The sequence below is a fragment of the Flavobacterium sp. WC2509 genome, from assembly GCF_052683105.1.
In genome coordinates, this window is sequence record NZ_JBQZFG010000001.1 from 1,262,767 (window position 1) to 1,289,199 (window position 26,433).

At 32.1% G+C, this 26,433-nt stretch carries 25 protein-coding genes; 14 read left to right on the forward strand and 11 right to left on the reverse strand.

Features of this window, described 5'->3' with window-relative positions:
* Window position 1: 1 nt before the first annotated feature.
* The 7 genes from ACUN3A_RS05180 to ACUN3A_RS05210 form a co-directional block, all read right to left on the reverse strand.
* Window positions 2-1,003 (reverse strand): hypothetical protein, encoded by a 1,002-nt coding sequence (locus ACUN3A_RS05180; protein ID WP_445550276.1) that lies wholly within the window; start codon window positions 1,001-1,003, stop codon window positions 2-4.
* Window positions 1,003-1,833, reverse strand: a complete 831-nt coding sequence (locus ACUN3A_RS05185) for a hypothetical protein (RefSeq protein WP_445550277.1) — start codon at window positions 1,831-1,833, stop codon at window positions 1,003-1,005. Before ACUN3A_RS05185 ends, ACUN3A_RS05180 begins: the two co-directional genes overlap by 1 nt.
* Entirely contained in the window at window positions 1,823-2,842 is a 1,020-nt protein-coding gene (locus ACUN3A_RS05190) for an acyltransferase family protein (protein ID WP_445550278.1), read from the reverse strand. Before ACUN3A_RS05190 ends, ACUN3A_RS05185 begins: the two co-directional genes overlap by 11 nt.
* Window positions 2,843-2,962: 120 nt before the next feature.
* On the reverse strand, window positions 2,963-3,562 hold the full coding sequence (locus ACUN3A_RS05195) for an acyltransferase (protein WP_445550279.1): 600 nt from the start codon (window positions 3,560-3,562) through the stop codon (window positions 2,963-2,965).
* A gap of 166 nt (window positions 3,563-3,728) precedes the next feature.
* Window positions 3,729-5,258: a hypothetical protein gene (locus ACUN3A_RS05200; protein ID WP_445550280.1), complete on the reverse strand. Its 1,530-nt coding sequence runs from the start codon at window positions 5,256-5,258 to the stop codon at window positions 3,729-3,731.
* A 111-nt stretch (window positions 5,259-5,369) separates the two neighbouring features.
* Window positions 5,370-6,464: a GDP-mannose 4,6-dehydratase gene (gene gmd / locus ACUN3A_RS05205; RefSeq protein ID WP_445550281.1), complete on the reverse strand. Its 1,095-nt coding sequence runs from the start codon at window positions 6,462-6,464 to the stop codon at window positions 5,370-5,372.
* Between the two features lie 93 nt (window positions 6,465-6,557).
* Complete coding sequence (locus ACUN3A_RS05210) at window positions 6,558-7,508, reverse strand: GDP-L-fucose synthase family protein (protein ID WP_445550282.1); 951 nt, start codon at window positions 7,506-7,508, stop codon at window positions 6,558-6,560.
* 648 nt (window positions 7,509-8,156) lie between these two features.
* Between ACUN3A_RS05210 and ACUN3A_RS05215 the strand changes: the two genes are divergently transcribed.
* Window positions 8,157-8,897 (forward strand): tyrosine-protein phosphatase, encoded by a 741-nt coding sequence (locus ACUN3A_RS05215; protein WP_445550283.1) that lies wholly within the window; start codon window positions 8,157-8,159, stop codon window positions 8,895-8,897.
* Window positions 8,898-9,454: 557 nt separating this feature from the next.
* Complete coding sequence (locus tag ACUN3A_RS05220) at window positions 9,455-10,258, forward strand: hypothetical protein (RefSeq protein ID WP_445550284.1); 804 nt, start codon at window positions 9,455-9,457, stop codon at window positions 10,256-10,258.
* A gap of 82 nt (window positions 10,259-10,340) precedes the next feature.
* Here ACUN3A_RS05220 and hisS read toward each other — a convergent pair whose 3' ends face one another.
* Entirely contained in the window at window positions 10,341-11,765 is a 1,425-nt protein-coding gene (gene hisS, locus ACUN3A_RS05225; RefSeq protein ID WP_445550285.1) for a histidine--tRNA ligase, read from the reverse strand.
* A gap of 313 nt (window positions 11,766-12,078) precedes the next feature.
* On the opposite strand from hisS, the gene ACUN3A_RS05230 reads away from it, so the two are divergent.
* Together ACUN3A_RS05230 and ACUN3A_RS05235 are read left to right on the forward strand one after the other, a co-directional pair.
* On the forward strand, window positions 12,079-13,323 hold the full coding sequence (locus ACUN3A_RS05230) for an ABC transporter permease (protein ID WP_445550286.1): 1,245 nt from the start codon (window positions 12,079-12,081) through the stop codon (window positions 13,321-13,323).
* A 316-nt stretch (window positions 13,324-13,639) separates the two neighbouring features.
* On the forward strand, window positions 13,640-14,647 hold the full coding sequence (locus ACUN3A_RS05235; RefSeq protein ID WP_445549790.1) for an IS110 family transposase: 1,008 nt from the start codon (window positions 13,640-13,642) through the stop codon (window positions 14,645-14,647).
* Between the two features lie 95 nt (window positions 14,648-14,742).
* On the opposite strand, the gene prmC is transcribed toward ACUN3A_RS05235, so the two are convergent.
* Together prmC and ACUN3A_RS05245 are read right to left on the reverse strand one after the other, a co-directional pair.
* Window positions 14,743-15,600, reverse strand: a complete 858-nt coding sequence (gene prmC, locus ACUN3A_RS05240) for a peptide chain release factor N(5)-glutamine methyltransferase (protein ID WP_445550287.1) — start codon at window positions 15,598-15,600, stop codon at window positions 14,743-14,745.
* A 41-nt stretch (window positions 15,601-15,641) separates the two neighbouring features.
* Window positions 15,642-16,127: a GNAT family N-acetyltransferase gene (locus tag ACUN3A_RS05245; protein WP_445550288.1), complete on the reverse strand. Its 486-nt coding sequence runs from the start codon at window positions 16,125-16,127 to the stop codon at window positions 15,642-15,644.
* Between the two features lie 107 nt (window positions 16,128-16,234).
* Between ACUN3A_RS05245 and ribD the strand changes: the two genes are divergently transcribed.
* The 3 genes from ribD to ACUN3A_RS05260 all read left to right on the forward strand — a co-directional run bounded on the left by ribD (window position 16,235) and on the right by ACUN3A_RS05260 (window position 18,657).
* A complete protein-coding gene (ribD, locus tag ACUN3A_RS05250) occupies window positions 16,235-17,278 on the forward strand; it encodes a bifunctional diaminohydroxyphosphoribosylaminopyrimidine deaminase/5-amino-6-(5-phosphoribosylamino)uracil reductase RibD (RefSeq protein WP_445550289.1) in 1,044 nt (347 codons plus the stop codon).
* Window positions 17,271-17,876, forward strand: coding sequence for an HAD family hydrolase (locus tag ACUN3A_RS05255; protein WP_445550290.1), 606 nt, complete (start codon window positions 17,271-17,273; stop codon window positions 17,874-17,876). The genes ribD and ACUN3A_RS05255 overlap by 8 nt, the downstream gene beginning before the upstream one ends.
* A gap of 151 nt (window positions 17,877-18,027) precedes the next feature.
* The gene (locus tag ACUN3A_RS05260; RefSeq protein WP_445550291.1) at window positions 18,028-18,657 is read left to right on the forward strand and encodes an IMPACT family protein; all 630 of its coding nucleotides are present in this window, start codon (window positions 18,028-18,030) and stop codon (window positions 18,655-18,657) included.
* 30 nt (window positions 18,658-18,687) lie between these two features.
* Here the strand turns inward: ACUN3A_RS05260 and ACUN3A_RS05265 are convergent, their stop codons facing one another.
* On the reverse strand, window positions 18,688-19,092 hold the full coding sequence (locus ACUN3A_RS05265; RefSeq protein WP_445550292.1) for an acyl-CoA thioesterase: 405 nt from the start codon (window positions 19,090-19,092) through the stop codon (window positions 18,688-18,690).
* Between the two features lie 184 nt (window positions 19,093-19,276).
* On the opposite strand from ACUN3A_RS05265, the gene dnaA reads away from it, so the two are divergent.
* The 7 genes from dnaA (at window position 19,277) to ACUN3A_RS05300 (ending at window position 26,433) form a co-directional block, all read left to right on the forward strand.
* The gene (dnaA, locus tag ACUN3A_RS05270) at window positions 19,277-20,704 is read left to right on the forward strand and encodes a chromosomal replication initiator protein DnaA (RefSeq protein WP_100433499.1); all 1,428 of its coding nucleotides are present in this window, start codon (window positions 19,277-19,279) and stop codon (window positions 20,702-20,704) included.
* 4 nt (window positions 20,705-20,708) lie between these two features.
* Complete coding sequence (locus ACUN3A_RS05275; protein WP_445550293.1) at window positions 20,709-21,179, forward strand: low molecular weight protein-tyrosine-phosphatase; 471 nt, start codon at window positions 20,709-20,711, stop codon at window positions 21,177-21,179.
* A gap of 102 nt (window positions 21,180-21,281) precedes the next feature.
* The gene (locus ACUN3A_RS05280; protein ID WP_445550294.1) at window positions 21,282-22,004 is read left to right on the forward strand and encodes an SAM-dependent methyltransferase; all 723 of its coding nucleotides are present in this window, start codon (window positions 21,282-21,284) and stop codon (window positions 22,002-22,004) included.
* A 381-nt stretch (window positions 22,005-22,385) separates the two neighbouring features.
* Window positions 22,386-23,231 carry a tetratricopeptide repeat protein gene (locus tag ACUN3A_RS05285; RefSeq protein ID WP_445550295.1) on the forward strand — a complete coding sequence of 282 codons (846 nt, stop codon included), beginning with the start codon at window positions 22,386-22,388 and terminating at the stop codon, window positions 23,229-23,231.
* Between the two features lie 44 nt (window positions 23,232-23,275).
* Window positions 23,276-24,403 (forward strand): methionine aminotransferase, encoded by a 1,128-nt coding sequence (locus ACUN3A_RS05290; protein ID WP_445550296.1) that lies wholly within the window; start codon window positions 23,276-23,278, stop codon window positions 24,401-24,403.
* Between the two features lie 144 nt (window positions 24,404-24,547).
* Entirely contained in the window at window positions 24,548-25,429 is an 882-nt protein-coding gene (locus tag ACUN3A_RS05295; protein WP_445550297.1) for an SDR family oxidoreductase, read from the forward strand.
* A 236-nt stretch (window positions 25,430-25,665) separates the two neighbouring features.
* On the forward strand, window positions 25,666-26,433 hold the full coding sequence (locus ACUN3A_RS05300; RefSeq protein ID WP_445550298.1) for a ParA family protein: 768 nt from the start codon (window positions 25,666-25,668) through the stop codon (window positions 26,431-26,433).

Here is a 26,433-nt window from a genome sequence, read left to right on the forward strand (position 1 = left end):
TCTAAAACATCAATTTATTTACATCAAAACTCCCGTCATTTTCTACTAAAATCCAATCTTTTGATTTCGGATAACTATGCCAAAAATTACGTGGACACACTTTGATAGCATTATTTATTAAAGCAGGTTTGTAGGAAAATGAACTTTTGCTAGTAATTAATAAATCAGCTCGTATCAAATGCAAAAACGTAGCATACTCATCCATATCCGAACAGAAATGTACATCTCCATATTTTGCAAACTCAGCAAATTCATCAGGTTTGCCTGTTGAAAAAATATAAACACTGATGGGTTTAGCTATGCTTAGATTTTCAACAACCTGCTTCAATACTTTTTCGTAATAATCATTAGACAACCAACGCATTGCACGTGCAGCTTCATCTTCTAAAATTACTTTGTTATCAATAATAACTGTTCTTCGGACATGTACCGCTATATTAAAACGACTACTCTCATAGATTATTTTTTCACCTAAGCGAGCAGGAGAATTATTGAATTTATCCTTAATAGAGTCAATTACACCGTACTGATCTTTGTAACCTTGGTCTTGCTCTGCTACAAAGACTACTTTTTGATTGGAATAGGAAGCAATAATTTTTTTTTGTAAATTAACTTCCGCTTCATTGAATTCATTAAATAAAGGTAGTTTTACTTTTTTATAACCTTTAGCAACTAAATCTGTTATTTTTGGCTCTCCCTCTCCAAAACCAAGAAAATCGTCCCATTTTTGATTAGAAAATGGCATATGGGCAAATTGTAACCCAAATTGTTTAGCGTACCAATACCCAGCGATCCAGTTAGCCATTTGGTGCCCTATACCTGCTCCTAAATTGGGGCGAGCAGCATAATAACTACTTGTATTTACAGCTCTTGACTTAGATCCATTTATCCAATAATTCCAGTATGAACCATAAATCAACAAATTAACTTTGCCTTTCAATCGGCTTTGCAATTCAAACCAAGCTCGTCGATTTACTTTTTGTAAGAAGGTTTCCTTTTTCATTATTTCAAAAAATATTTTATTTTGATTATCTCAATTACACTTTGCAATTTATAAATACTTAATTTTGTTTTTATTCGTTTACTAATAGTGGGCTTAGTATTTTCCTCTAGAAATCCTCTTTTACTATAGTCAATATTAATTTCATGCTTTTTGAAAAGTGCAACAACCTCTCTATACCATCTACCACCAACAACTCCTGTAAGTACATAAGGAAAAATACTTTCGTTGGGACTGAAAAAGTTAGGATCAAGTACTAAAAATTCGTAACCCATATATTTTGCTCGTTTGCTACCCCACCATTCAAAATTCCAAGCAGTTTCGTGATCCCGAATGATTGAAGTCATTACCCCTTTGCGCCAAAACGAAGCTTGGCAAGACACATAACTAAAATAATCTGGAGTGCTCGTAAATAATTTATCGTATTTTGATTTTTCTAAAGCGGGTATTCCAGCTTGAGTCAATTGAATACAAGGTATATTAGAATTCGTATTTATCAAATCAAAAAAATGATTTACCCAAACGGTTTTAACACTCCCATTTAAAAAATAATCCTCTTGCATATACAATACAATATCAGTATCAATAGCTTCCAATGCCCATCTCAAACATTGACTCCAAGTGGCACGTACATTATGTGGTATTTTATTTACTTCACATACTTTAGTACACACAATATCAAGACCTGGATAACTGAAATCCTTGTATTCGGTATTTAAATAGATTGTACCTTCAAAATCAGGCCAATAAACCGTAAACAATTTAAAAAATGGAATCCAGCAATCTTCAAAATTGTCACAGGTGTTTATTAAAATAGAATATTTATTTTGCATGACTTTTATATTGATTACGAATCCATTTTAATGCTGGTTTTTCGATTGCTTTATTAATAATTGTAGCGGCTATTAATATTATTGATAGAGTAATAGGCAAATAAAACAATTGATTATCAATAATATTTTCTAGATGCTTTATTATTGCTATCCCAACATTTTCGTGAATTAAATACACTGAATAAGAAATTGAACCTAGAAACAACAGAACCTTATTGTTAAGAAAAAATAGCTTTTCATAAACAAAAAGGTAGAAAATAACGTAAAACAATGCTACAATTGGATAAACTACTAAATCTGAATGGATAGAATAGAATACAATACAAATTGAAATATAACTTAATATTACTAAAATGTGATTTGTTATATTTTTTTCATCAGTTTTCATATTGTAAAATGCTATACCCCCTATAAAAAGTGGTGCATATTTTAATATAAAAACAACGTTTATATAATTTTCGAAAGGGACATCGAATAATGCAAAAACAGCAGATATAAACAACCAAACTATAGAAATAAATGAAATATAATTTAGCTTTTTACACACAAATAAAACCCACATTATTAAATAAAAAGTTAGTTCAACTGCTAAAGTCCAATATGCACCATCAATATCTTTTATCTTTAACCAATACTGAAACATTGTTATATTTACAACTATTTGTTTTAATGAATAATCACCAGCGCCTAATAATGATGTTAAAGTTATTGTTGTAATAATGGCAGCCCAATAAGCTGGATATAGTCTTGAAAAACGAGAAACAACAAAATCAAATGGTCTTTTAGTCCTATCTAATGTCATAAATATTACAAACCCACTAATTAAGAAAAACAAATCTACACCCAAATAGCCATAACTGAAATAAAACTTATTCGCTGAAAAAGTATTCTTACCATTATCTATTCCATATGTATAATGAAAAAGTACTACTGCCATTGCTGCTAATCCCCTAAGTGCATCTAATTCAAAAAAACGAGAAGATGATTTATTATTTATTATAAGACTCATTGTAATATTTTTTTTAGCAAAAACTTATATTTTTTATCAGATTAATAAAATACTTTTTGCTTAAGAATTTCAATATCTTTTTGGGTTTTTATACAAAATTTAAAAATATTTTATCAGCTATTATCTAAAACGATCAAAGTTGTTTTGTAATATTGAAATTTGTAATCTATCTTTTTCAATAAAACACAATTTTTCATGTTCAATTTGCTGTTCAAGTGTAAATTTGAATTTTATAAATTTTGCTGGATTTCCACCAATAATTGAATAAGGGGGATATTCTATATTCTTAATACAAACAGACCCTGCAGCCACAACAATCCCTCTATTTAAATGGGTTCCAGGACACAAAGTAACATTTGCACCAATCCAAACATGTTCTTCTACAATTACATCATCAACAAAGTAATCAGTCCATCCTTGTCCGTTAGGAATGTCTCCAACATTATAATAACCATGATTAAATGTTATAACTGTTAAACCAGCTGCAGCTATTGAATTATCTTTCATGATAAATCTCCCTTTGGGTGTAATCAGTTTATGATATTCATGTATGACTGTATTTTTATATAGAAAAACATTGTTTTTTATACATAAACCAGGGAGCAATACAACTGCTGATTTGTCTATATGCCCATATCTAGACCTATTAGATGAAAAATAAGATAGTCTAAATCCATTTATTCCATCTTTTAAGATTTGCTTAATATCTGAAAATTTCATTTAAATTCTAATTATTTTTTTATACTACTATGTAATTTGATATTAGCACTATTTATCTCAATGTTTGTAAAACCAACTTTATAAAATAATAATTAAAAAGTAATTATTAATAGTCCTAAAACGAATAATAACCTATAAATATATTCATCAAAAAGAAGTACTGTTATTATTTATTATTCTTTAATTTCAATTTAATTAATAATGGCTTAATGATTACACGTTCTTGCGTGTTTAAACCAATAAACCACAACACAATTAAAAAGGATATTGAACTTATGGCAATAACAGATAATAATCTTATATTTTGATTAAAATTAAAAAGTAAAGGAATATAGGACAAAAACATAATTAACACGAATGAAACTACACAAGGTACAACTACATTTTTTAAATAAATGAAAATTGATAAACCACAATCAGATTTTGCAAAGTATAAAGTAAGAATTCCACTCATTAGGGAATAAATTATAAATACTACATATATTGTATGAACCGGAAAATCTAATAAAAACAAAATATAAGATATAACTAAAGGAAAGAAGGTTAATATTGAATTATAAATTTGGTATTTTCTTATATTCCCAACTGCCGCTATCGCACTAGTTAATGTTATAAATAATTGGTCAATTAAATTACGAATCAGCCCCAATCTACAAAATAATATCGCATATTCTGGAACGTTTTTGAGCCATAATTTAAATATATAAGGCATTTCTATTATAGAAGGAATATAAAAAAACATTAAGAGATAAAATGAAATTTTACTTCCAGACATAGTAGCTTTTAGCATTAATGATCTATTACCAGCACCTTCGCTTTTATCAATTATAGGATTCAAAGCTTTCATCATAGTATTTGCAAAAGCACCTAATTGTCCACCCATTTGTAAAGCTATTCCTTGTGCTGCGTTGACCACAGTTCCAAAAAACATATTAATTACAATACCTTGCCCATAATTAGCCAACATACTACTCCCCGATCCCAAAAGCGACCAACCTGCAAAACTACTTATCTCTTTCAATAAGGTTTTTTCGTAGTATTTACGAAAATCCAACACGCATTCCGCATAGTAGTGGTGACAATAAACACGGCGTAAAATCAATAAAAAAATGGACAAAGCCGCCATCAAAAAACCATAGGCAACCAAATGGTCGTGAGCACTGTAGGTAATATATAAGGCAATCCCTAATTTTATCACCGCTTCTATAATTCCTTCAATAGCATAGAAAAGCATATTCTCATGAGAGGTAACCACAGCCTCATAAGGCACAGACAGGACTGTGAAAAAAGTACTGACCACCATAAAATGGTAGATAATTTTGGCAACCGCTAGTCGGTCAGGAGCAATATTCAATACGTCATTTAAGAAAAAGTAACCCGCGATTTCTAATACCACTACCATTAGTACCGCTATTCCCGCATGCAAAACAGTACTCATATTAAAAATACGTTTTACTTTCTCCAAATCACCTTCACCCTGCGCATAGGACATAAACCGTTGGGTAGCCCCCGCCATAGAGGCATTTAAAAAACTCAGCATAGATATTATACCGCCCACCACATTAAACAAACCAAAATCGGTCACTCCCAAAGCCGCTAAAATCAATCGGGTCGAATATAGTGATATGAAAACGGTAATCACCATCTTGGCATAAAGAATTCCAGTATTTTTGGCTACACGATGTGCTGCTTGCATTTTTTAGTTGAGATTGTAGTGTTAATTGGTTAACTGTTTAATCGGTTATTTGTTTAATTATTTACTCGATTAATTTTTTTTTAAAACAATTAACCAGTTAACCCTAACCAGTTAGCCTCTTTTTAAGATTTCCAAATCACTAGCCACCATTTCTTTTACCAATCCAGCTAGGTCATATTGAGGTTTCCAACCCAATTTTTTAGATTTACTTGGATCACCAATTAACAAATCTACTTCGGTAGGTCTGTAATATTGTGGATCAACTCTAACTACTACTGTACCTATTGGCAATTGGTATTCAGGATTGTTGCAAGCTATAATTTTTGCAGTTTCAGCTTCATTTTCTCCTTCGAAAGCCAGTTCAATACCTACTTCAGCAAAAGACAAACGTACAAAATCACGAATATAGGTAGTTACTCCCGTAGCTATCACATAATCTTCGGCTACATCTTGTTGCAAGATTCTCCACATGGCTTCTACATAATCTTTTGCATGACCCCAATCTCTTTGTGAGTTCAAATTCCCTAGATATAAACAATCTTGTTTTCCTAACGCTATAGCTGCTGTAGCCATTGTAATTTTACGAGTTACGAAAGTTTCTCCTCTTCTTGGTGACTCATGGTTAAACAAAATACCATTACAAGCGTAAATATCATAAGCTTCACGGTAGTTCTTTGTTATCCAAAAACCATATATTTTTGCTACACCATAAGGAGAACGAGGGTAGAATGGTGAGTTTTCATCATAGAAACCAGCTGCATTTTTATTTTCAGCCAACCCTCCATACAATTCAGACGTTGACGCTTGATAGATTCTGGTTTTCTTTTCAAGACCAAGAATTCTAACCGCCTCTAATATTCTTAAAGTACCTATTCCATCTACATTAGCCACATACTCAGGAGAATCAAATGAAACTTTTACATGAGACATTGCTCCAAGATTATATATTTCATCTGGTTGCACTTCCTGAATGATTCTGATGATATTAGTAGAATCAGTCAAATCACCATAATGCAATTTAAAATCAACATGATTCTCGTGTTGGTCTTGATAAATATGATCAATTCGTTGGGTATTAAAAGAGGATGCTCTTCTTTTTACTCCATGAACTTGATATCCTTTTTCTAATAATAATTCGGCTAAATAAGATCCATCTTGACCTGTAATCCCAGTTACAAGGGCTACTTTTTGTTTTGTATTACTCATACTATTTCTATTTGACAGCGTTTTTTAATTTGGTGATTCAGTTAATTATATTCTAAAAAATCAACCCATTTTCTAAACAGTTAAAACTAAAATCTACATTTTAACTTCCTTAATTTCTTTTATATGTTCCAAAAACCAATTATATGTTTTCTGAATACCTTCCTCTAAATTAACTTGATGTTTCCAGCCTAAATCATGCATTTTGGTTACATCCATTAATTTTCTTGGTGTCCCATCAGGCTTTGTCGAATCCCAAATAATTTCACCTTGATGTCCCGTAATTTTTTGAATGGTTTCTGCCAACTCTTTTATGGTTAAATCCAATCCTGTTCCAACATTATACAGATAATCTGGAAGTTTGTTTTCTAATGCAAAAACCACTGCCGCAGCCATATCATCAACAAATAAAAATTCTCGCATTGGTGTACCGCTACCCCAAAGTATTACTGGAGCATGATTACTTTCTTTTGCTAGATGAAATTTTCGTATCATTGCTGGCAAAACATGAGAAGTATTCAAATCAAAATTATCGTGGGTACCATATAAATTAGTAGGCATTAAGCTCACATAATCTTTTCCGAATTGTTTACGAATGGCTTGACATGCTTTTACACCTGTAATTTTGGCAATAGCATACCATTCATTAGTTGGCTCCAAATCTCCTGTAAGTAAACATTCTTCTTTCAAAGGTTGAGCTGCTAATTTTGGATAAATACAAGAACTTCCCAGAAAAATAAATTTATCTATTCCAATTTGCATAGCAGAATCAATAAGATTGTTCTGGATTTGCATATTTTCCATAATAAACTGATAAGGATAATCATTATTCGCCAATATGCCTCCTACTTTTGCAGCCGCATCAATAATTACTTCTGGTTTTTCTTGAAATAAATATTCTTTTACAGATTCTTGATTTCTTAAATCTAATGTGCTACTAGATGACCCTATTAAATTAGTATATCCTTTAGCTAAAAGTGTTCTCCAAATAGCCGAACCTACCATACCCTTATGGCCAGCAATATAAATTTTGGTGTTTTTATTCATTTTTTTAACTTTCCTTTTTTTACTATTAATTAAGGCATTTATGTTTAACAAATAAGATGTTCAAATTTCAATTATTGACAAATTCATCTTAAAAATTGGGAGAATTATCTAATTTTGAATTAAAAATCAAGTGATTAATAAATCTCTAAAACTTTTAGTAATAAAATTCCACAGCTACGCCTTTCAGACTCCCATTATTGGAGCCAAAAATTTTATTTAATCGAATGCAAATATAATGACATTATGTTATTTTTAACATTCTCTTATGTGAAAAATTTCAAAAAAACCAACTGATTATATATCAGCAATTTAAATTTATTTAATTAACACAAAACAAACTACAAAACTATTATTTTATTTTTTTGCAAGTATATTCTTTATAACCATAAAACCAATAATCCAAAAACACTGAGAAATATTATACTGAAAAATCTGGTAAAAAATTAAAACATATATTTTAATTCATTTCCTCAACCATTAGCCATGGCTAACAATACTTTTATCATAACACAACTATCAAGACTATCGTATACTAAAACTTCAATTATTAAGTTTATTGTTCTATGATATAGAACTACTATTCCTCTTTTTCTAATTAACAACTCAAATCTCAAGATTCACTACAAACTATTTTATTAACTTTGCAACATGCTTACATTTTTCAAATCAAAACCGACTCTAAATACTCTCATTCCTGATAATCATGTCGATATCCATTCACATCTTTTACCAGGCATTGATGATGGCGCTAAAACTTTTGAAGACACCTTAAGACTTGTGCAAAAACTCCAGAGTTTTGGTATAACTCAATTTATAACAACACCTCACATTATCCAACATGTTTGGGACAATACACATGAGCAAATTATAGCTAATAAAACTGTCACATTAAAAGAATTGGAGAAAAACAATATAAACATCCCTTTCCGCGCAGCTGCTGAATACCTTATGGATGAACAATTTGTCCGATTATTTCAATCTGGAGAATTATTAACATTAAAAGACAATTATGTTCTTGTAGAAATGTCTTATATTAACCCTCCTATTCATTTACACAATATCCTTTTTGACCTCAGAGTTGCAGGTTATATACCTGTTTTAGCTCATCCAGAACGTTATTTATTCTATCATAATAATTTTGATGAATATGAAAAACTAAAAAAGTCTGGATGTCTTTTTCAACTCAATTTATTATCAATAACAGGCTATTACGGAAGCAGTATTGCTAAGATTGCTGAACAACTCCTAAAAAAAGGAATGTATGACTTTGTAGGTTCAGATGTACATCATAACAATCATCTTAACGCTTTTCAACAAAAAGTACAACTGAAAGATTTATCTCCGTTAAAAGAGATTATTGTTAATAATCAATTTTTTAAAATTGATTAGAAGAAACTACAAAAGACAGTCATTTAAAGGAAATAAACTTTCTATACTCTAGTAATCAAATTCTCTTTGAAGACATATTATATCATAGTATTTAACAATTATTATTCCCTTATTTTTTAAATCTACCAAGAAATAGCTTTTCAAAATAAAGCATTCAAAAATACTACTTCCTAAACATATTCCTTTTTTTGCGTTTTTAATAAAATAAAACTTATAAAACAATCATCAGACATTTTCTTGTAATAAATTTAGAATTTAAATCATATTCTGTATTAAAATACGGCTATTAAATTGATTATAAAAAGATATAAAAAAACAGGTCACAACAGGATAGTGGTCTTAAACTTTTGTTATTAATTGCAAAACATTTTATAAGTTTACTATAATTTTATTAAGACTTTAAAATCACATCAATAATATTAAATCACTTTTATTATTGATCTCACTTTTTTTTAAGAATTATACTAAAATTTAAAAATAATCTTAATTCATAAAGAAACAAAGCACTTAATAAACATTAAACGATACCTAAAAAATTCTCAATTAAACATTTACCTATGAAAACCAATTTTACTATTACGAAAATGAGATTTTACCTTTTTGCAATTTCTTTTTTTGGATTTATTAATTTTTCAAATGCACAAATTATTAACTGGGTTGGAGCAGCTGATAAAAATTTCTACAATGTAAAAAACTGGGACAATGCCAGTATTGATTATGCCAATTTAATTACTACAGATATAGTAATCGGAGCAGGAAGCCCTAACAACCCAACAAATGTAGGATTCACAGGCTCTAATGAATCTATGAATAAACGCCCTCGTTCATTAACAACTAATGTTGGTGCAAATATTATTATAACAGGTATATTTTTCCCGAATGGTGCATCTACTCTAAACGGAACAATTACACTTGATGGGGTAAATGCTCAGTTTGGCATCCGAAATACTTGTTATCTAGGTAAAGGAGCGTCAGGAATATTAAACATAAATGGAGGAAAAGTATCCGTTAAAAATGTTTTTTATGTAGGGAATGGTGTTGGAGGAAATGGTTTGATAACTGTAAATACAGGAACATCTGTGGAACTATTAAGCACTATGGAACTAGGAACAGGAATAGGAGATCCTATAGCTGATTTAAGAATTAAAGGCGGAACAGTAACTATTGAGACCGCACTTAATATTGGTATAAATGGACATGTTTTTATAAGCGATAACGGTGTACTTATTGTTAAAGGAAATAAAGAAGAGGCGCTAAAGGCATTAGTTAAAAGCCGTGTAATCAGTTGTACTATAGGTAAAAAACTTGAAGTTATTAGTGACGGAACAAAAACAACTGTTCGCATTTTAGCAGCAAAATAAAAAATCAAAACAATACTATAAAAATGCCTCCAAATAGTTTTCTAACTTTTTGGAGGCATTTTTCTTTTGGGTAGCTTTGTTTCTATTTCAAAATTATTTTCAACTCATCGAAACTTACTTTTTTCTGCTCTCCAGAAACTAAATTTTTCAAACTATATTGATTGTTATTCATTTCTTCTTCCCCCACAATTACAGCATAAGGAATGAATCGTTTATCAGCATGTTGAAACTGTTTGCCTACTTTGGCGTTATCAGGATACAATTCTACTTTTATTCCGACAGCACGTAATTCCTTGATGGCTTTCATTGAATAGAAAGCTTCTTTCTCACCGTAGTTAACAAACAATGCTTTAGATGTAGAAGTTACTGCTTCTGGAAACAAACCTAATTCTTCGATAACCAAATAAATTCGGTCAAGTCCAAAAGAGATTCCTACTCCACTCATATTTTTTAATCCAAAAATACCTGTCAAATCATCATAGCGCCCACCGCCGCCAATAGAACCCATCGCAACAGTTTTTGGTGCGGCCACTTCAAAAATAGCACCTGTATAATAATTCAATCCTCTTGCTAATGTGACATCCAAATCTAAATTAGCTGTAGACAATCCTAAATTCAATACATTATCGCAAATAAAACGAAGCTCTTCTACTCCTTTCATTCCTTCTTCTGAGGAAGACAATAAAACGGAAAGCTTTTCGATTTTCTCTGAAGTTGTTCCTGTGAAGTTAAATAACGGTTGCACTTTGACAATCGCTTCCTCAGAAATTCCTTTTTCGATCATTTCTTTCTTCACACCGTCTTCACCAATTTTATCGAGCTTGTCTAATGCCACCGTAAAATCAATCAATTTATCCGATGCACCAATGACTTCGGCAATTCCAGAAAGTATTTTTCTGTTATTGATTTTCACTGTAGCACCTTGTAATCCCAAAGCCGTAAAAACAGAATCATACAATTGTACCAACTCTACTTCTTGCCATAACGATTTAGAACCTACCACATCGGCATCACATTGAAAAAATTCTCTAAAACGTCCCTTTTGAGGATTATCAGCACGCCAAACGGGTTGAATTTGATATCTTTTGAATGGAAATTCGATTTCGTTTTGGTGTTGCACTACATAACGCGCAAAGGGAACTGTCAAATCGTATCGAAGTGCTTTTTCGGAAATTCTGTTGGTAAATTTATTTAGCTCTACTCTTTGTTCTATGGCTATATTTTCTGCCGAATTAGTTTGTAATTCAGTCAATGAATCTGGCAACTCTATTTTACTTTTATTATAGAAAAAATTACCCGAGTTTAATATTTTAAAAATCAATCGGTCGCCTTCTTCTCCGTATTTCCCCATTAAAGTATCGGAGTTTTCGAATGAAGGAGTTTCTATTGGTTGGAATCCAAATTTCTCGAAATTGCTTTTGATGATTTGAATAATGTATTGTCTTTTTGCCACCTCAGCAGGTGAAAAATCTCTAGTTCCTTTTGGAATGCTCGGTTTTGAAGCCATTTATTTAGATTAATTAGATTTTTGGATTTTTAGATTATTAGATTCAAGTAAAACTTTCTTAATCGAAAACGTAATTTTCTATATCACTCTGCAAATATCTTACTTTTAAAATAATTCTGTTTGAAAATTTGTGATTTAATTTAATGTGTCTTTAATGACGGTAAGCCCTAGCCCTGATAGAAGTGGAAATCCTTATGAGCCGGGGTTCGGCTCATAAGATTGAAACGTATAGCAGGACTTAGCTCCTTAAAAAATTAGCCGGATTTCTCAAAAGGTAGTTGTAACAAAAATTGTATTTTCGTGTCAAACTACCATGATGCTAAAACTATTTAAAGAAAATATCCGAATCGCATACAGTTCTATTCGGACCCAATTGTTACGAACCATTTTGACGGTGATGATTATTGCCATTGGAATAACGGCGCTGGTTGGGACCCTAACTGTTGTATCTGCACTGGAGAATAACCTGTCATCTGATTTTGCCTCGATGGGAGCGAATACTTTTAATATTAACCAATACGAAAATACATCTCGACGTCGTGGTGGCAAAGAACGCGAAATCATAAATCCTGTTATTTCGTATCCCGAAGCAGTTGCTTTCAAAAACAAATACAACTACCCAATGACCGAAACGTCATTATCATTTACAGCCACATCAACCGCTGAAGTAAAATATGAAGCCTTAAAAACCGATCCCGAAATAAGTGTACTTGGTGTTGATGAACATTTTTTGGGTAATTCGGGATTAGAAACCCATCTGGGTAGAAATTTTACAAGTTTTGACATTTCAGACAATGCTTATGTTTGCGTAATTGGCTCGGATTTTGAAAAAGGAATTTTGAAAGATACCAATCCAATTGACAAGACAATTTCTATACGCGGTGCCAAGTTTAAAGTGATAGGTGTACTAAAAGAAAAAGGCTCCACCTTTGGAAACAGCCAAGATTTAAGGGTTTTAATTCCAATACAAGTAGCTCGTTCTTTATTTACAGCTCCCAAAATTAATTATACGGTTAGCGTAATGGTTGGGAAAAAAGAATTATTAGCCCCTGCCATTGATTACGCAATTAGTGCAATGCGCAGAATTAGAAAATTAAGCCCCGTAAAAGACAATAATTTTGCCGTAGTACGAAGCGATGATTTGATTAATAAAATTCTAAGTATCACAAAATATTTAGGACTTGCCTCTTGGCTTATTGGAATTATTACCATTTTGGGATCCTCTATAGCATTAATGAATATTATGATTGTATCCGTAACGGAGCGCACCCGAGAAATTGGAGTTCGAAAAGCTTTGGGAGCCAAAAAAACGACAATCGCATTTCAGTTTTTTATTGAGACTTTACTGATTGGACAAATAGGCGGCTTGATTGGAATAGTTTTTGGAATTTTAATTGGATATGGAATTTCGTCTGCAATGAACTTTGTATTTGTAATTCCATGGGGGGCTATTATGGCCGCTTTTATTACCAGTTTTATCGTTGCCGTTGTGTCTGGATTGTATCCTTCAGTAAAATCGGCAAATTTAGACCCGATTGAAGCGCTTAGATATGAATAGATTTTAGTTTTTGTCAAACATTTTGGGCGTGACCACATTAAGAAAAGGGGCAACTCAGCATACGTGCTAGTTGCCCCTTTCCTTAATGCGGTCGGGTCATCCGCCTTTACTTTGTGTTTAATAAAAACAGTAACTTTATTCAAAGGAAAACAGAGGTGAACTATGCTATCCGCCAAGCTTGTGACTTATGTAGCGCATTAGTCCTCTGTCTTCTCCTTGAATCCCGTTGAATTGCTTCAAATAGAATGATAGACATCAAGGTCTAATAAAGGCTCTAAAGAAGTTCAACATTTTTGTTTATCCTAAATTCAAAGTTATGAAAAACTATTTATTTTATGTAGGTGTTGATATTTCAAAATCAAAATTAGATGTAGTGCTTTTAAAAAAAGAAGAGCCAAATGTAATTAATCATTTCATTGTAGAAAACAATTTAAAAGGTGTTAAGGAAATTTTAAAAAACTTAACAAAACAGAAGATAGATTTAACTGCTGTTTTGTTTTGCTGTGAAAACACCGGGGTTTATACTTTTCCTTTGAGTAGCTGTCTATCTGAAAGCAATCTTGATTTCTGGGTTGTACCAGCCATTGAAATCAAACGATCTAAAGGAATCTCGAGAGGCAAAAATGACAAAGCAGATGCTAAAGACATTGCTTTGTACAGCCTCCGAAATGTTGATAAACTAAAACTCTCTACTTTGCCAGAAACAGTAATTCAACAATTAAAATTGCTTTTCACTGAAAGAGAAAAAGTAATGAAATCATTTAAAATTTTTGAGAGGACAAAAGAGAATGCTGCTTTTATGCCAAAACAGATTTATCAATCAATTAAAGGAATAAATAATAAAACGGTGAAGTTTTTAAAAGCAACATTAAAATCTATTGAGAAGGAAATGGAAGCAATAATATCTAGTCATTCTGAATTGAAAAAACAATTTGAATTGATTAAAAGTGTTCCTGGCATTGGAGATAAAACGGCTATCTATATGTTAATTGTTACAAGAGGTTTTACAGCATTTGATAATGCGAGGAAATTGGCTTGTTACGCTGGAACCGCCCCTTTTGAACATACGTCGGGTTCGAGTATAAAAGGACGAACCAAAGTAAATCATATGGCAGATAAAAAAATGAAATCAATATTACAAATGTGTGCTTTAGTAGCAGTAAAACATGATCCGCAACTCAAAGAATATTATGAAAGAAAAAAAAGGGAAGGCAAAAATGCTATGTTAATCTTAAACAATGTAAAATGCAAAATAATAGGACGTGTTTTCTCTGTAATTAACAGACAAACACCATATATAAACACATATAAATTTGCCTGTTAATCTTTTAAATTTAATTGTTTTTTATCATAGAATGCGCTACTTCGGTAGCTTGCTCCTACCCCTCACGCAAGATTACAGAAAACGAGAAATGACTGCTATAAAAGATAACCTAACATCATCCTATCGTTATCATATATATCTTTACGTAATTCAATATTTTTAAAATTCATTTTTTCAAGTAATTCAACCATTTCTTTCCCTAAATATTGATTGATTTCGAAATACAATTGCCCTGAATTAGTTAAATTCTTCTGAGCCAATTCAGCTATTTTTCTATAGAAAATCAAGGCGTCATTATCTTCTACGAAAAGTGCTAAATGCGGTTCGTAATCCAAAACATTTTTCTTGATTTCTTCTTTTTCCAAATTCCGAACATATGGCGGATTTGAAACAATAATATCAAATTCTTGTCCTAAATCTTCTGTATCCAAAATACTTTGATGAAGAAAAGTTACATTCACTTCGTTAAGATCTGCATTTTTTTTGGCTGTTGCCAAAGCTTTTTCAGAAACATCAAGAGCAAAAACCTGAGCATTCGGAAGATTCTTGGCCAACGAAATAGCAATACAACCACTTCCCGTTCCAATGTCCAGAATCTTTAGATTTTTAGATTGTTCGATTTTTAGATTATTAGAGATTATCCAATCTACTAACTCCTCTGTTTCCGGTCTTGGAATCAAAACATTGGAATTAACTTCAAAATCCAATCCATAAAAACTCGTTTTGCCTAACAAATACTGAACTGGAATTTCTAATTTCAATTGTTCTAAAATTGAATTCCAAACCACAATTTCTTCTTCTAAAAAAACCAAGTCCGGTTGTAAAGCCAGATCAATTCTTTTCAGTTTTTGCTTTTCCTCCAATATCAAATAGAAAAAACTCTCCGCTTCGCCTTCTCCATACAACGAAGTGAGCATTTGAATAAATTGGATTCTGTATTCTTTTATTTTCATGTTCTATTATAAATATTCGGCTTTCAATCAAAAATTGTTAATCATAAATCCTTCAGCATCCAAACCGGACAACTTGTATGTCCAGTACTTCCCATTGGCGAGCAAATGTTTTCGAAACCTACTTTTCTATATAGCTTTTGGGCATCCAACATAAAAGGCATCGTTTCTAAATAACATTTCTCGTAACCAAAATCACGAGCACTTTGCAAACATTGTTCCATCATTTGGCTTCCAATTCCCTTTCCGCGGGTTTCAGACAGCAAATACATTTTTTGTAATTCACAAAAAGTATCTGCTTCATTTGCTAATTGCGCTATTCCTGCACAGCCCATAATTCGTCCTTCACTTTCCACTACATAATAAACAGATCTTGGTTTACTATATTCTTCAAACATTAAATCAAGATAAGGATCCTCGTAAGCAGTTCCTGTTTTTGGAATATTCAATTCATCAAAAACAGCTCTTATCAGTTGAGCAACCGCCTGATTGTCTTCTTTTTGTATTTTTCTAATAATCCAATTATTCATTATATCTGTTACTATCGATTCTACAACACAAAAATAGCCATTGTAAATGGTAAAAACATCCAAACTTTCAAACTAAATCCTAATCTCAAAATTACTATTTTTGCAAAGTGAAAATACATGAAAAATACATGAGCCGTTGCATCGCTCTGGCCAAAAATGGTCTTGGAACAACTTATCCCAATCCTATGGTCGGGAGCGTCATTGTTTATGAAGACAAAATCATAGGCGAAGGCTGGCACAAAAAAGCAGGCGAACCTCATGCCGAGGTTAATGCTGTAAACTCCGTTCAAGACAAATCATTACTAGAAAAAGCTACTATATATGTTAGCTTGGAACCGTGTAGCCATTTTGGAAAAACACCTCCTTGCTGTGATTTAATCATCAAAAATAAAATCCCAAATGTAGTAGTTGGTACAATAGATCCTTTTAGTGAAGTTGCAGGAAAAGGGATTAAAAAATTAATCGAAGCTGGCATTCATGTTACAGTTGGAATTCTAGAAGATGAATGCAATGAACTCAACAAACGTTTCTTTACTTTTCATCAAAAGAAAAAACCGTATATCATATTAAAATGGGCGCAAAGCCAAGATGGTTTTATTGCACCTTTTGAAAAAAGCGAGAAAAAACCAGTTTGGATTAGCAATACGTATTCAAGACAATTAACTCACAAATGGCGAACAGAAGAACAAGCTATTTTAGTAGGAACACAAACCGTTATTGATGACAATCCTAAACTAAATGCCAGAGATTGGCAAGGAAATAATCCTATCCGAATCGTATTAGATCAAAACAATCGGATTCCAAAAGAGAATGCTGTTTTTGACAATCAAGTGAAAACCATTGTTTTTACCAATTCCGAAAGCACCATCTCCAAAGAAAACACTACCTTTGAAGTAATAGATTTTAAACAAAATATTGCCGAACAAATTGTTGATTCGTTATACAAATACAACATCCAATCGGTCATTATTGAAGGCGGGCTTCAAACTTTACAGACCTTTATCGATGCTAATCTTTGGGATGAAGCACGAATTTTTACAGGAAGAACAAATTTAAACAAAGGCATTAAAGCTCCTTTGTTAGAAAAAATAAATTTCGAAAAACACTTAATCGAAAAAGACGAACTTACAATACTAAAAAACCATGATTAATGCTATTATTTTTGATTTTGGAGATGTGTTTATCAATTTAGACAAACAAGCAACCTTAGATGGTTTAAAAAATCTTGGTATATCCAATTGGAACGAAGATTTAAACCAATTGAACTTACAATATGAAGTTGGAGCCATTTCGGGAGAAGATTTTTTATCAGGAATTCAAAAACATACTAATGAAGCTTCAATTGAAGATATTCGTGAAGCCTGGAACTCTATATTAGCCGATTTCCCTTTATATCGATTGGAATTTCTTCAAATGCTTTCGCAAAAGTATCGCTTATTTTTATTAAGCAATACAGATGCCATTCATATTGCTACTTTCGAACAAAGATCAGGAACTTCATTTTACAGCGATTTTTACCAATGTTTTGAAAAAGTATATTTTTCGTTTGAAATTGGTATGAGAAAACCTAATCCAGACATTTACAGTTACGTACTCGATCAACATGGACTGCAAGCCAAGCAAACCTTATTCATAGACGACAAAAAAGAAAATACTGATGCCGCAGCTGCACTAGGTCTTCATATTTGGAATTTACAAGTAGGTGAAGAAGACGTCGTACATTTATTTGATAAAAAAATTATTCAATAGCAAATTTCAAAAATCAATTTCAATGGCAATGGCAAAAGTCAAAGAAAAACAAACAAACAAAAACTCATTCAAATTAAAAGCTATTATTTTTAAATTTATTTTTTAAAATTGATATTGCTATTGATTTTTGAAATTGCAATTGTTATTGCTATTGAACATGAAAGATACTTACAATACTATTGCATTTCCTTCTGAAGAAACTTTATTCAAGGAAAAAAGCAGCAAATTCTTTGGCTATGCATTCCCGATAGAATCTGAGGACGAAGTAAAACCCATTATTGAAATTTTAAAAAAGAAACACCCTCATGCTGTTCACTACTGTTATGCCTATCAAATAGGAACAGAAACTCTTCAATACAGAGCCAACGATGACGGAGAGCCTAGCAACACGGCTGGCACACCTATTTATGGCCAAATTCAATCTTTTGGACTTACTAATACACTTGTTGTGGTTGTTCGCATTTATGGCGGAATAAAGCTGGGTGTTGGTGGTTTAATCACCGCTTATAAAACTTCAGCACAAATCACTTTAGAATCGTGTGAAATTATCGAAAAAACAATTGATATCTCTTTTCAAATTTCGTTTGATTATAAAAACATGAATAAAGTAATGCGAGTAATCAAAGAAAAAAAACTGGACATTGTGACTCAAGAAATGGAAATAAATGAGGAAACTAATTTACCAATTGGCAAATTTGTAATAAAAACCAGAAAAAAAAATGCCGAAATGATATTCGACACTTTTAATTCATTGTTTGAAATTGACATAAAAAAACTATAAATTCTCATTTAAAAGACCTCCTTTTGATGATTATTCAAAAGATTTTAGTAGTTCTAAAATGTAATCTGGAGGAGCAATTGGTTTACCTGTTTTTAACGACACAAAAACCAACAAAAATTGAGCCGTTGTTAATAACTCTTTCGCTTCGTTATAAATTGCACAATCAAATTCGATCTTCACAGACGTCTGACTTTTGAAAACCGTGTGCACCGTTAATAGCTCATCATATCTCGCCGATTTTTTATAACTGATATTCATATTCACAATTGGAAGCCCAACACCACTTTCTTCCATCTTTTTATATGAAATCCCTTTGTTTCTAAGCCATTCGACTCTTCCTATCTCAAAATAAGGGATATAATTTCCGTGATAAACGACTCCCATTTGGTCTGTTTCAGAATAACGAACACGAACTTGAATTTGATGATCCTTCATTAATTTTGCATTAAAAATTTAAATTTAAAAAAGCTGCTTACAACAATATTTTCAAAAATTATAACCTAAATTATTTTTTTTTACAGATAATTGTTCACATATTTGTTATCCCGAAAAAAGAATATTTTTTACATTCTTTTTGTAAGACAATAGATACTCAGAATAAAATAATTTAACTAGATATATGAACAAGACTGCACAATCAGTATGGGAAAACTGTCTGTCCTTCATAAAGGACAACATTCAAGATCAAGCCTATAAAACTTGGTTCGAACCAATCAAATCAGTTGAACTTACCGATAATGCATTATATATTCAAGTACCAAGTAAATTTTTCTACGAATGGTTAGAAGAGCACTATGTAAAATTATTAAAAGTTGCCCTAACCAAAGAACTTGGAAAAAACGCAAAGTTACTCTATAAAATTAAAATGGAGAACACTTATGGCAACAAACAACCGTTTACCGAACAGTTGCCAAGCGCCAATAGAGGTCCAGTAAAAGCACAAGAAGTAGACGCTCCTTTTAAAAACCTTAACCCAGAATTAAAAAATCCGTTTGTAATTCCTGGTATTCGTAATTTAAAAATTGAATCTCAATTAAATGCTAATTATAGTTTTGATAATTTCCTAGAAGGTGATTCTAATAGACTAGCCCGTTCTGCAGGTATGGCAGTTGCCAATAAACCTGGAGGAACTTCCTTTAATCCTTTATTAATTTTTGGTGGGGTTGGATTAGGAAAAACACACTTAGCACACGCTATTGGAGTTGAGATCAAAGATAAATTTCCTGAAAAAACGGTTTTATATATTTCTGCCGAAATTTTCACACAACAATACATTGATTCTGTAAAGAAAAATAACAGAAATGATTTCATTCATTTTTATCAATTAATAGACGTATTAATCATTGATGATGTTCAATTCCTTTCTGGAAAATCAGGAACACAAGATGTATTTTTCCATATTTTTAATTATTTACACCAAAACGGAAAACAGGTAATCTTGACTTCAGACAAGGCTCCTGTTGACATGCAAGATATTGAACAACGCTTATTATCTCGTTTCAAATGGGGATTATCTGCCGAGTTACACCAACCAGATTACGAAACTAGAATTTCTATCTTAAAAAATATTTTATATCGTGATGGTGTTGAAATGCCTGATGAAATAATCGAATATGTGGCTAGAAACATCAAATCTAATGTTCGTGAACTAGAAGGCGCCATCATATCATTGATTGCTCAATCTTCTTTCAACAAAAAAGAAGTAACCATTGAGCTTGCTAAAAGTGTCGTAGAAAAATTCGTAAAAAATGTAAAGAGAGAAATATCAATCGACTACATTCAAAAAATTGTCTCCGATTATTTCCAATTGGATTTAGAAACACTACAATCCAAAACAAGAAAAAGACATGTTGTGCAAGCTAGACAGTTAGCTATGTTTTTTGCGAAAAAATTCACTAAAGCTTCATTAGCTAATATTGGTTCTCAAATCGGAGACCGCGATCACGCTACCGTATTACACGCTTGTAAAACGGTTGATAATTTAGTTGCTACCGACAAACAATTCAAAAAGTATGTCGAGGATATCAATTCAAAATTAACGCTATAAAGTAATGCCTGTTAAAATTTTAATGGTTTGTTTGGGTAATATTTGCCGTTCTCCTTTGGCAGAAGGTATATTAGCCTCCAAACTTCCTACTGAAAAATTCCATGTTGATTCAGCAGGAACTGGTTCTTGGCATGTTGGTCATGCTCCAGACAAACGCTCCATATCTACCGCAAAAAAAAATGGCTTAGACATTTGCAATCAAAAAGGAAGACAATTCTCAAGGGCTGATTTTGATACTTTTGATTATATTTTTGTAATGGATAACAGTAACTACAATGATGTAATTCATTTGGCTCAAAACGAAGCTCAAAAAGAAAAAGTCCAACTTATCCTGAATGCTATATTCCCTGATGAAAATGTAGATGTGCCAGATCCTTACTATGGTGTAGCAAATGGATTTGACATGGTTTATCAAATGCTAGACGAAGCTTGTGATGTAATTGCCGAAAGACTGATTACCAAACATTCAGAGTAAAACCAAATCTGTTTTTTCATAACTTTGCCAGCGACTACAAACACTAGCAAGAAACTATTCTTATAAGGGTGAATTTTTTCATCCTTAAAAACAAATTACCTTATGAAACCAACACCTCTTTTTGGAAAACTATACTTAATTCCAACTACAATGGGCGATTGCGACCCAATGGATGTATTACCACAAACCATTAAAAGATGTGTTGAACTTATCGATTACTACGTAGTTGAAAATGACAAAACTGCTCGGAAATCCATAAAACTGACCAATCCCGAGAAAAAACAATCCGAATTAAAACTGTTTATACTCAACAAACATACCGAAACTAAAGAACATCAAGATTTCATAAAACCACTTTTAGAAGGTAAAGACATGGGATTGATGAGCGAAGCTGGTTGCCCTGGAGTAGCCGATCCTGGTGCCGTAATAGTAAAATTAGCGCACGAAAAAGGGATTCAAGTTATCCCTCTTGTCGGCCCTTCCTCTATTCTATTAGCCATGATGGCCTCTGGAATGAACGGCCAAAGTTTTACTTTTCACGGTTATTTACCCATTGAAAAAGACGAAAAAAAAGCGAGTTTCAAAAGTTTAGAACGTATCTCTTTCGAAAAAAACCAATCTCAGATTTTTATTGAAACACCGTACCGCAACAATAAATTACTAGAAGATTTAATCCAAACTTTGCATCCCGAAACACATTTGTGTATAGCCACCGATATCACTTTACCAACGGAATACATCAAAACAAAGAAAATTTCAGCTTGGAAAAAAGAAACCATCGATTTACACAAACGTCCAACCATTTTTATCATCCATAAAATGTAGCAGCTATTTTGGGCGTGCCACCATAAAGAAAATGGGCCAACTCATCGTAACGGTAAGTCGGCCCATTTCCTTTATGCTGTCGGGTCATTCGCGTTACTTCGGTAACTAGCTTCTATCCCTCACGCAAACCCGCAGAAAATTTACCGTAAGATAACCAGTTTATTTTACCGCACTAAGTTTTTATTTTTTGAAAAACAATTAGCCAACCTGGAAGGCATAATACAATTTTTCTTAATTTTGAAAATAAAACCACAACTAAGACCTCTTTTAAAAACCAACAATAATTATAAAATCGCCACTAACAAACAGTCTGTTCCAAACAAAGACTCATAAATAAAAGGCGATAAAATATATGACCTATAAAAAATAACTTTTACATATATGAAAACCTTCATTTTAATTATAAGCTTTTTTATAAGCAATTGTTGTGTAGCTCAAGACAAATTAAATTTCAATTCAAAACCTATTGATTGCGAAAATAAATGGATAGTCTTTCCGTCTGACTCATCAGGCTCCTACAACTATGGTTTTGTATACATGGACAATCAAGCTGGTTTAACTTTCGATTTTGCTGGTTCATTCAAAATAAACAGCACTGGAAAATTTCTTATCAGTAAAAATGAAGCGGAAAGATCTATGAAATTCAGATTACAACCAAACAAATCATTAGTAGCAATCATTCCTGAATCTTATTTTACCGAATTCGATATTTCAAAAACTCCCGATTGGCTCAAAGCCTATCAAGGAGATGAAAACTCAACCAATAGACTATTCAGATGGGGCTTTACTTATAACGCTTGGAACGAATGTGCAAAAGGGTTGTCATACTTAGAAAAAGTAAAAAAAATCGACCCGAATTACAAAGGGCTTAAAACCGAGATTGCTTTTTCATATAATTGTTTAAATCAACCTCAAAATGCGATTAATATCCTGAAAGAAGAAATCAAACAAACGCCTGACAACGCTTATGCTTACAAAGAATTACTTTATTCACAAGTACATAACAATCAGCTCCCCGACGCAATAAAAACCTATTATAAAATAGAAAAAGACATAACTGACAAAACGTATAAATCTGAAAACGCATTCAATATTTTATGCGCATTCTACAGTCAGAATAACTTAAAAAAATTCAACGAGTGGATAAATAGCACTCAAATTGACAAAGACGAACGCTTCAAACCTTATGTCGAGAAATTTAAAAAGGATTTGGAAAAACTAAATTAGTTTTCAAAACTACTTTTATACCTCTGAATAAATTCACCTATTACATGAGCAAACTCCCAAATGTAACAACAAGCATTTTCACAGTAATGTCCAAAATGGCCGTTGAGTACAATGCAATTAATCTTTCGCAAGGATTTCCAAATTTTCCAGTAGATGAAAGATTAACGCAAATTATTTCTCGACTATCAACAGAAGATGTACATCAATACACTCCAATGTCTGGATACCCTCCTTTGTTAGCCAAAATAGCAACATTAGTAAAATCATCTTACAATAGAAGCGTATCAGCCGAAACCGAAATATTGGTTACAACTGGTGCAACACAAGCCATATTCACAACAATACTAGCTTTACTAAAAGCAAATGATGAAGTAATAATTCTAGATCCAAGTTATGATTGTTACGAAGCTCCTATTTTACTAAGTAACGCAAAACCTATTCGTGTAGCACTCAACGATGACTACACTCCAAATTGGAATTCTATTGCAAATGCCTTTTCGGACAAAACCAAAATGATTATCATTAATAATCCACATAACCCGACTGGGAAGATTTTAAATGAGTCAGATTTGGAAAATCTAGAATTACTTTTAGAAAAAAATCCTAATGTATTATTGCTTTCAGATGAAGTTTACGAATACATTACTTTCGAAGAAAAACACATCTCAACTCATACTCGAAAAAAACTTCTCGATCGGTGCATCACCGTTTCTTCATTTGGAAAAACATTTCATATAACAGGCTGGAAAATTGGTTACTTGGTAGCTCCCGAATATTTAATGAAAGAAATCAAAAAAGTTCACCAATTTCTAGTTTTTAGCGTTAATAGTATTTGTCAAGCAGCCATTTCTGAATATTTAGATTTAGTTGACTTAAAAGAAATTAGTTCTTTTTATCAACAAAAAAGAGACTACTTTAGAACATTATTAAAAAATAGCCGATTCGAATTAATGCCTTGCGAAGGAACTTACTTTCAGGTTGTATCTTATGCTAATATTTCAAACGAAAATGATGTTGATTTCTGCAAACGTTTGATTACTGATCATGGTGTTGCCGCTATTCCAATATCTACTTTCTATGCTGATGGAAAAGATTTAAAGTTAATCCGTTTTTGCTTCGCCAAAGACAATCATACTTTGGAAGAAGCTGCGAGAAGATTGGAAGCAGTATAGTTACTAAGGTACTGAGATCCTAAGAGTCTAAGTTTTTTTTATCATACATTTCATTATCTTAGAAACTTAGCTTCTTTTAAAAAAAACAATTATGCATGCATACTATTTTATTTTATTACATTTACAATCCAAAATATAAAAAATATGAGTTATACCGATAAAATGTTAAGAGACGATGCTTTACAAGGCAAAGTGATTGTAGTTACAGGAGGCGGAAGTGGATTAGGAAAAGCAATGACCAAATATTTCTTAGAATTAGGCGCAAAAGTAGCCATTACCTCTAGAGATTTAGATAAACTAAAAAAAACGGCGGAAGAATTACAAACTGAAACAGGCGGCATTTGTTTACCATTGCAATGTGACGTTCGCCATTATGAAGAAGTAGAAAACATGTTGCAAGAAGTTTTGAAGGCTTTTGGCAAAGTAGATGTTTTGTTGAATAATGCGGCAGGAAACTTCATTTCTCCAACTGAACGATTATCATCCAATGCTTTCGATACTATAATTGATATTGTTTTAAAAGGAACCAAAAACTGCACACTTGCATTTGGAAAACACTGGATAGACACCAAGCAAACCTCTTCAACAGTTTTAAATATTGTTACAACTTATGCCTGGACAGGTTCTGCTTATGTAGTTCCAAGTGCTACTGCCAAAGCTGGAGTTCTAGCCATGACGAGAAGTCTTGCTGTAGAATGGGCAAAATACGGCATTCGCACTAATGCAATTGCACCAGGCCCATTCCCTACCAAAGGTGCCTGGGATCGATTATTGCCTGGAGATCTTGCCGAAAAATTTGATATGGCAAAAAAAGTACCTTTAAAAAGAGTCGGTGATCATCAAGAATTGGCAAATTTAGCTGCTTATTTAGTTTCAGATTTTTCTGCTTATGTAAATGGCGAAGTAATTGTTATCGATGGAGGCGAATGGTTAAAAGGTGCTGGACAATTTAACTTACTAGAAGCAATTCCTGAGGAACTTTGGGATCAATTAGAAATGATGATTAAAGCCAAAAAGAATAGCTAATAAAGATCTTAATCTATTTGAAATTTATTAAAAAAATAAAATAAGTAAGATACAACCTCAAAAGAGAACTTTATACAGTTCTCTTTTTTATTGCATTAAATACAAAAACAATCAATAATATCCAGTAATACTTAAGACATACAAAGGAGTCTAAAAACTATTTGTTTTTGTTAACAAAATAGATTTCCAAAACCCATAAATAATTGTATTTTTACCGTTCAAAATTTAGAAAATAAATGGGCAAAATCATAGCGATTGCGAATCAGAAAGGTGGAGTTGGAAAGACAACAACTTCTATTAACCTAGCTGCTTCACTTGGTGTATTAGAAAAAAAAGTATTACTAATAGATGCTGATCCTCAGGCAAATGCCACGTCAGGTTTAGGTATTGATGTTGAAACAGTTGAAATAGGAACTTACCAAATTCTGGAACACAGTAACACTCCATTAGAGGCTATTGTTAAATGTTCTTCTCCAAATGTAGATTTAATTCCAGCGCATATCGATCTTGTTGCGATCGAAATAGAACTAGTCGACAAACCAAACAGAGAGTACATGCTGAAAAAAGCATTAGAAAGTGTGAAAGATCAATACGATTATATCTTAATTGATTGCGCACCATCTCTAGGATTATTGACCTTAAATGCCTTAACAGCTGCAGATTCAGTTGTTATCCCTATTCAATGCGAATATTTTGCATTAGAAGGTTTGGGTAAATTATTGAATACAATCAAAAGTATTCAAAAAATTCACAATCCAGATTTGGATATCGAAGGGTTATTATTAACCATGTTTGATTCTAGATTGCGTTTATCTAATCAAGTCGTAGAAGAAGTTCAAAAGCATTTTAATGATATGGTTTTTGAAACAATAATTCAAAGAAATGTAAAATTGAGCGAAGCACCTAGTTTTGGTGAAAGTATCATCAACTATGATGCTACAAGCAAAGGAGCAGTAAATTACATTAATTTGGCTCAAGAAATTATAAAGAAAAATAGTAAATAG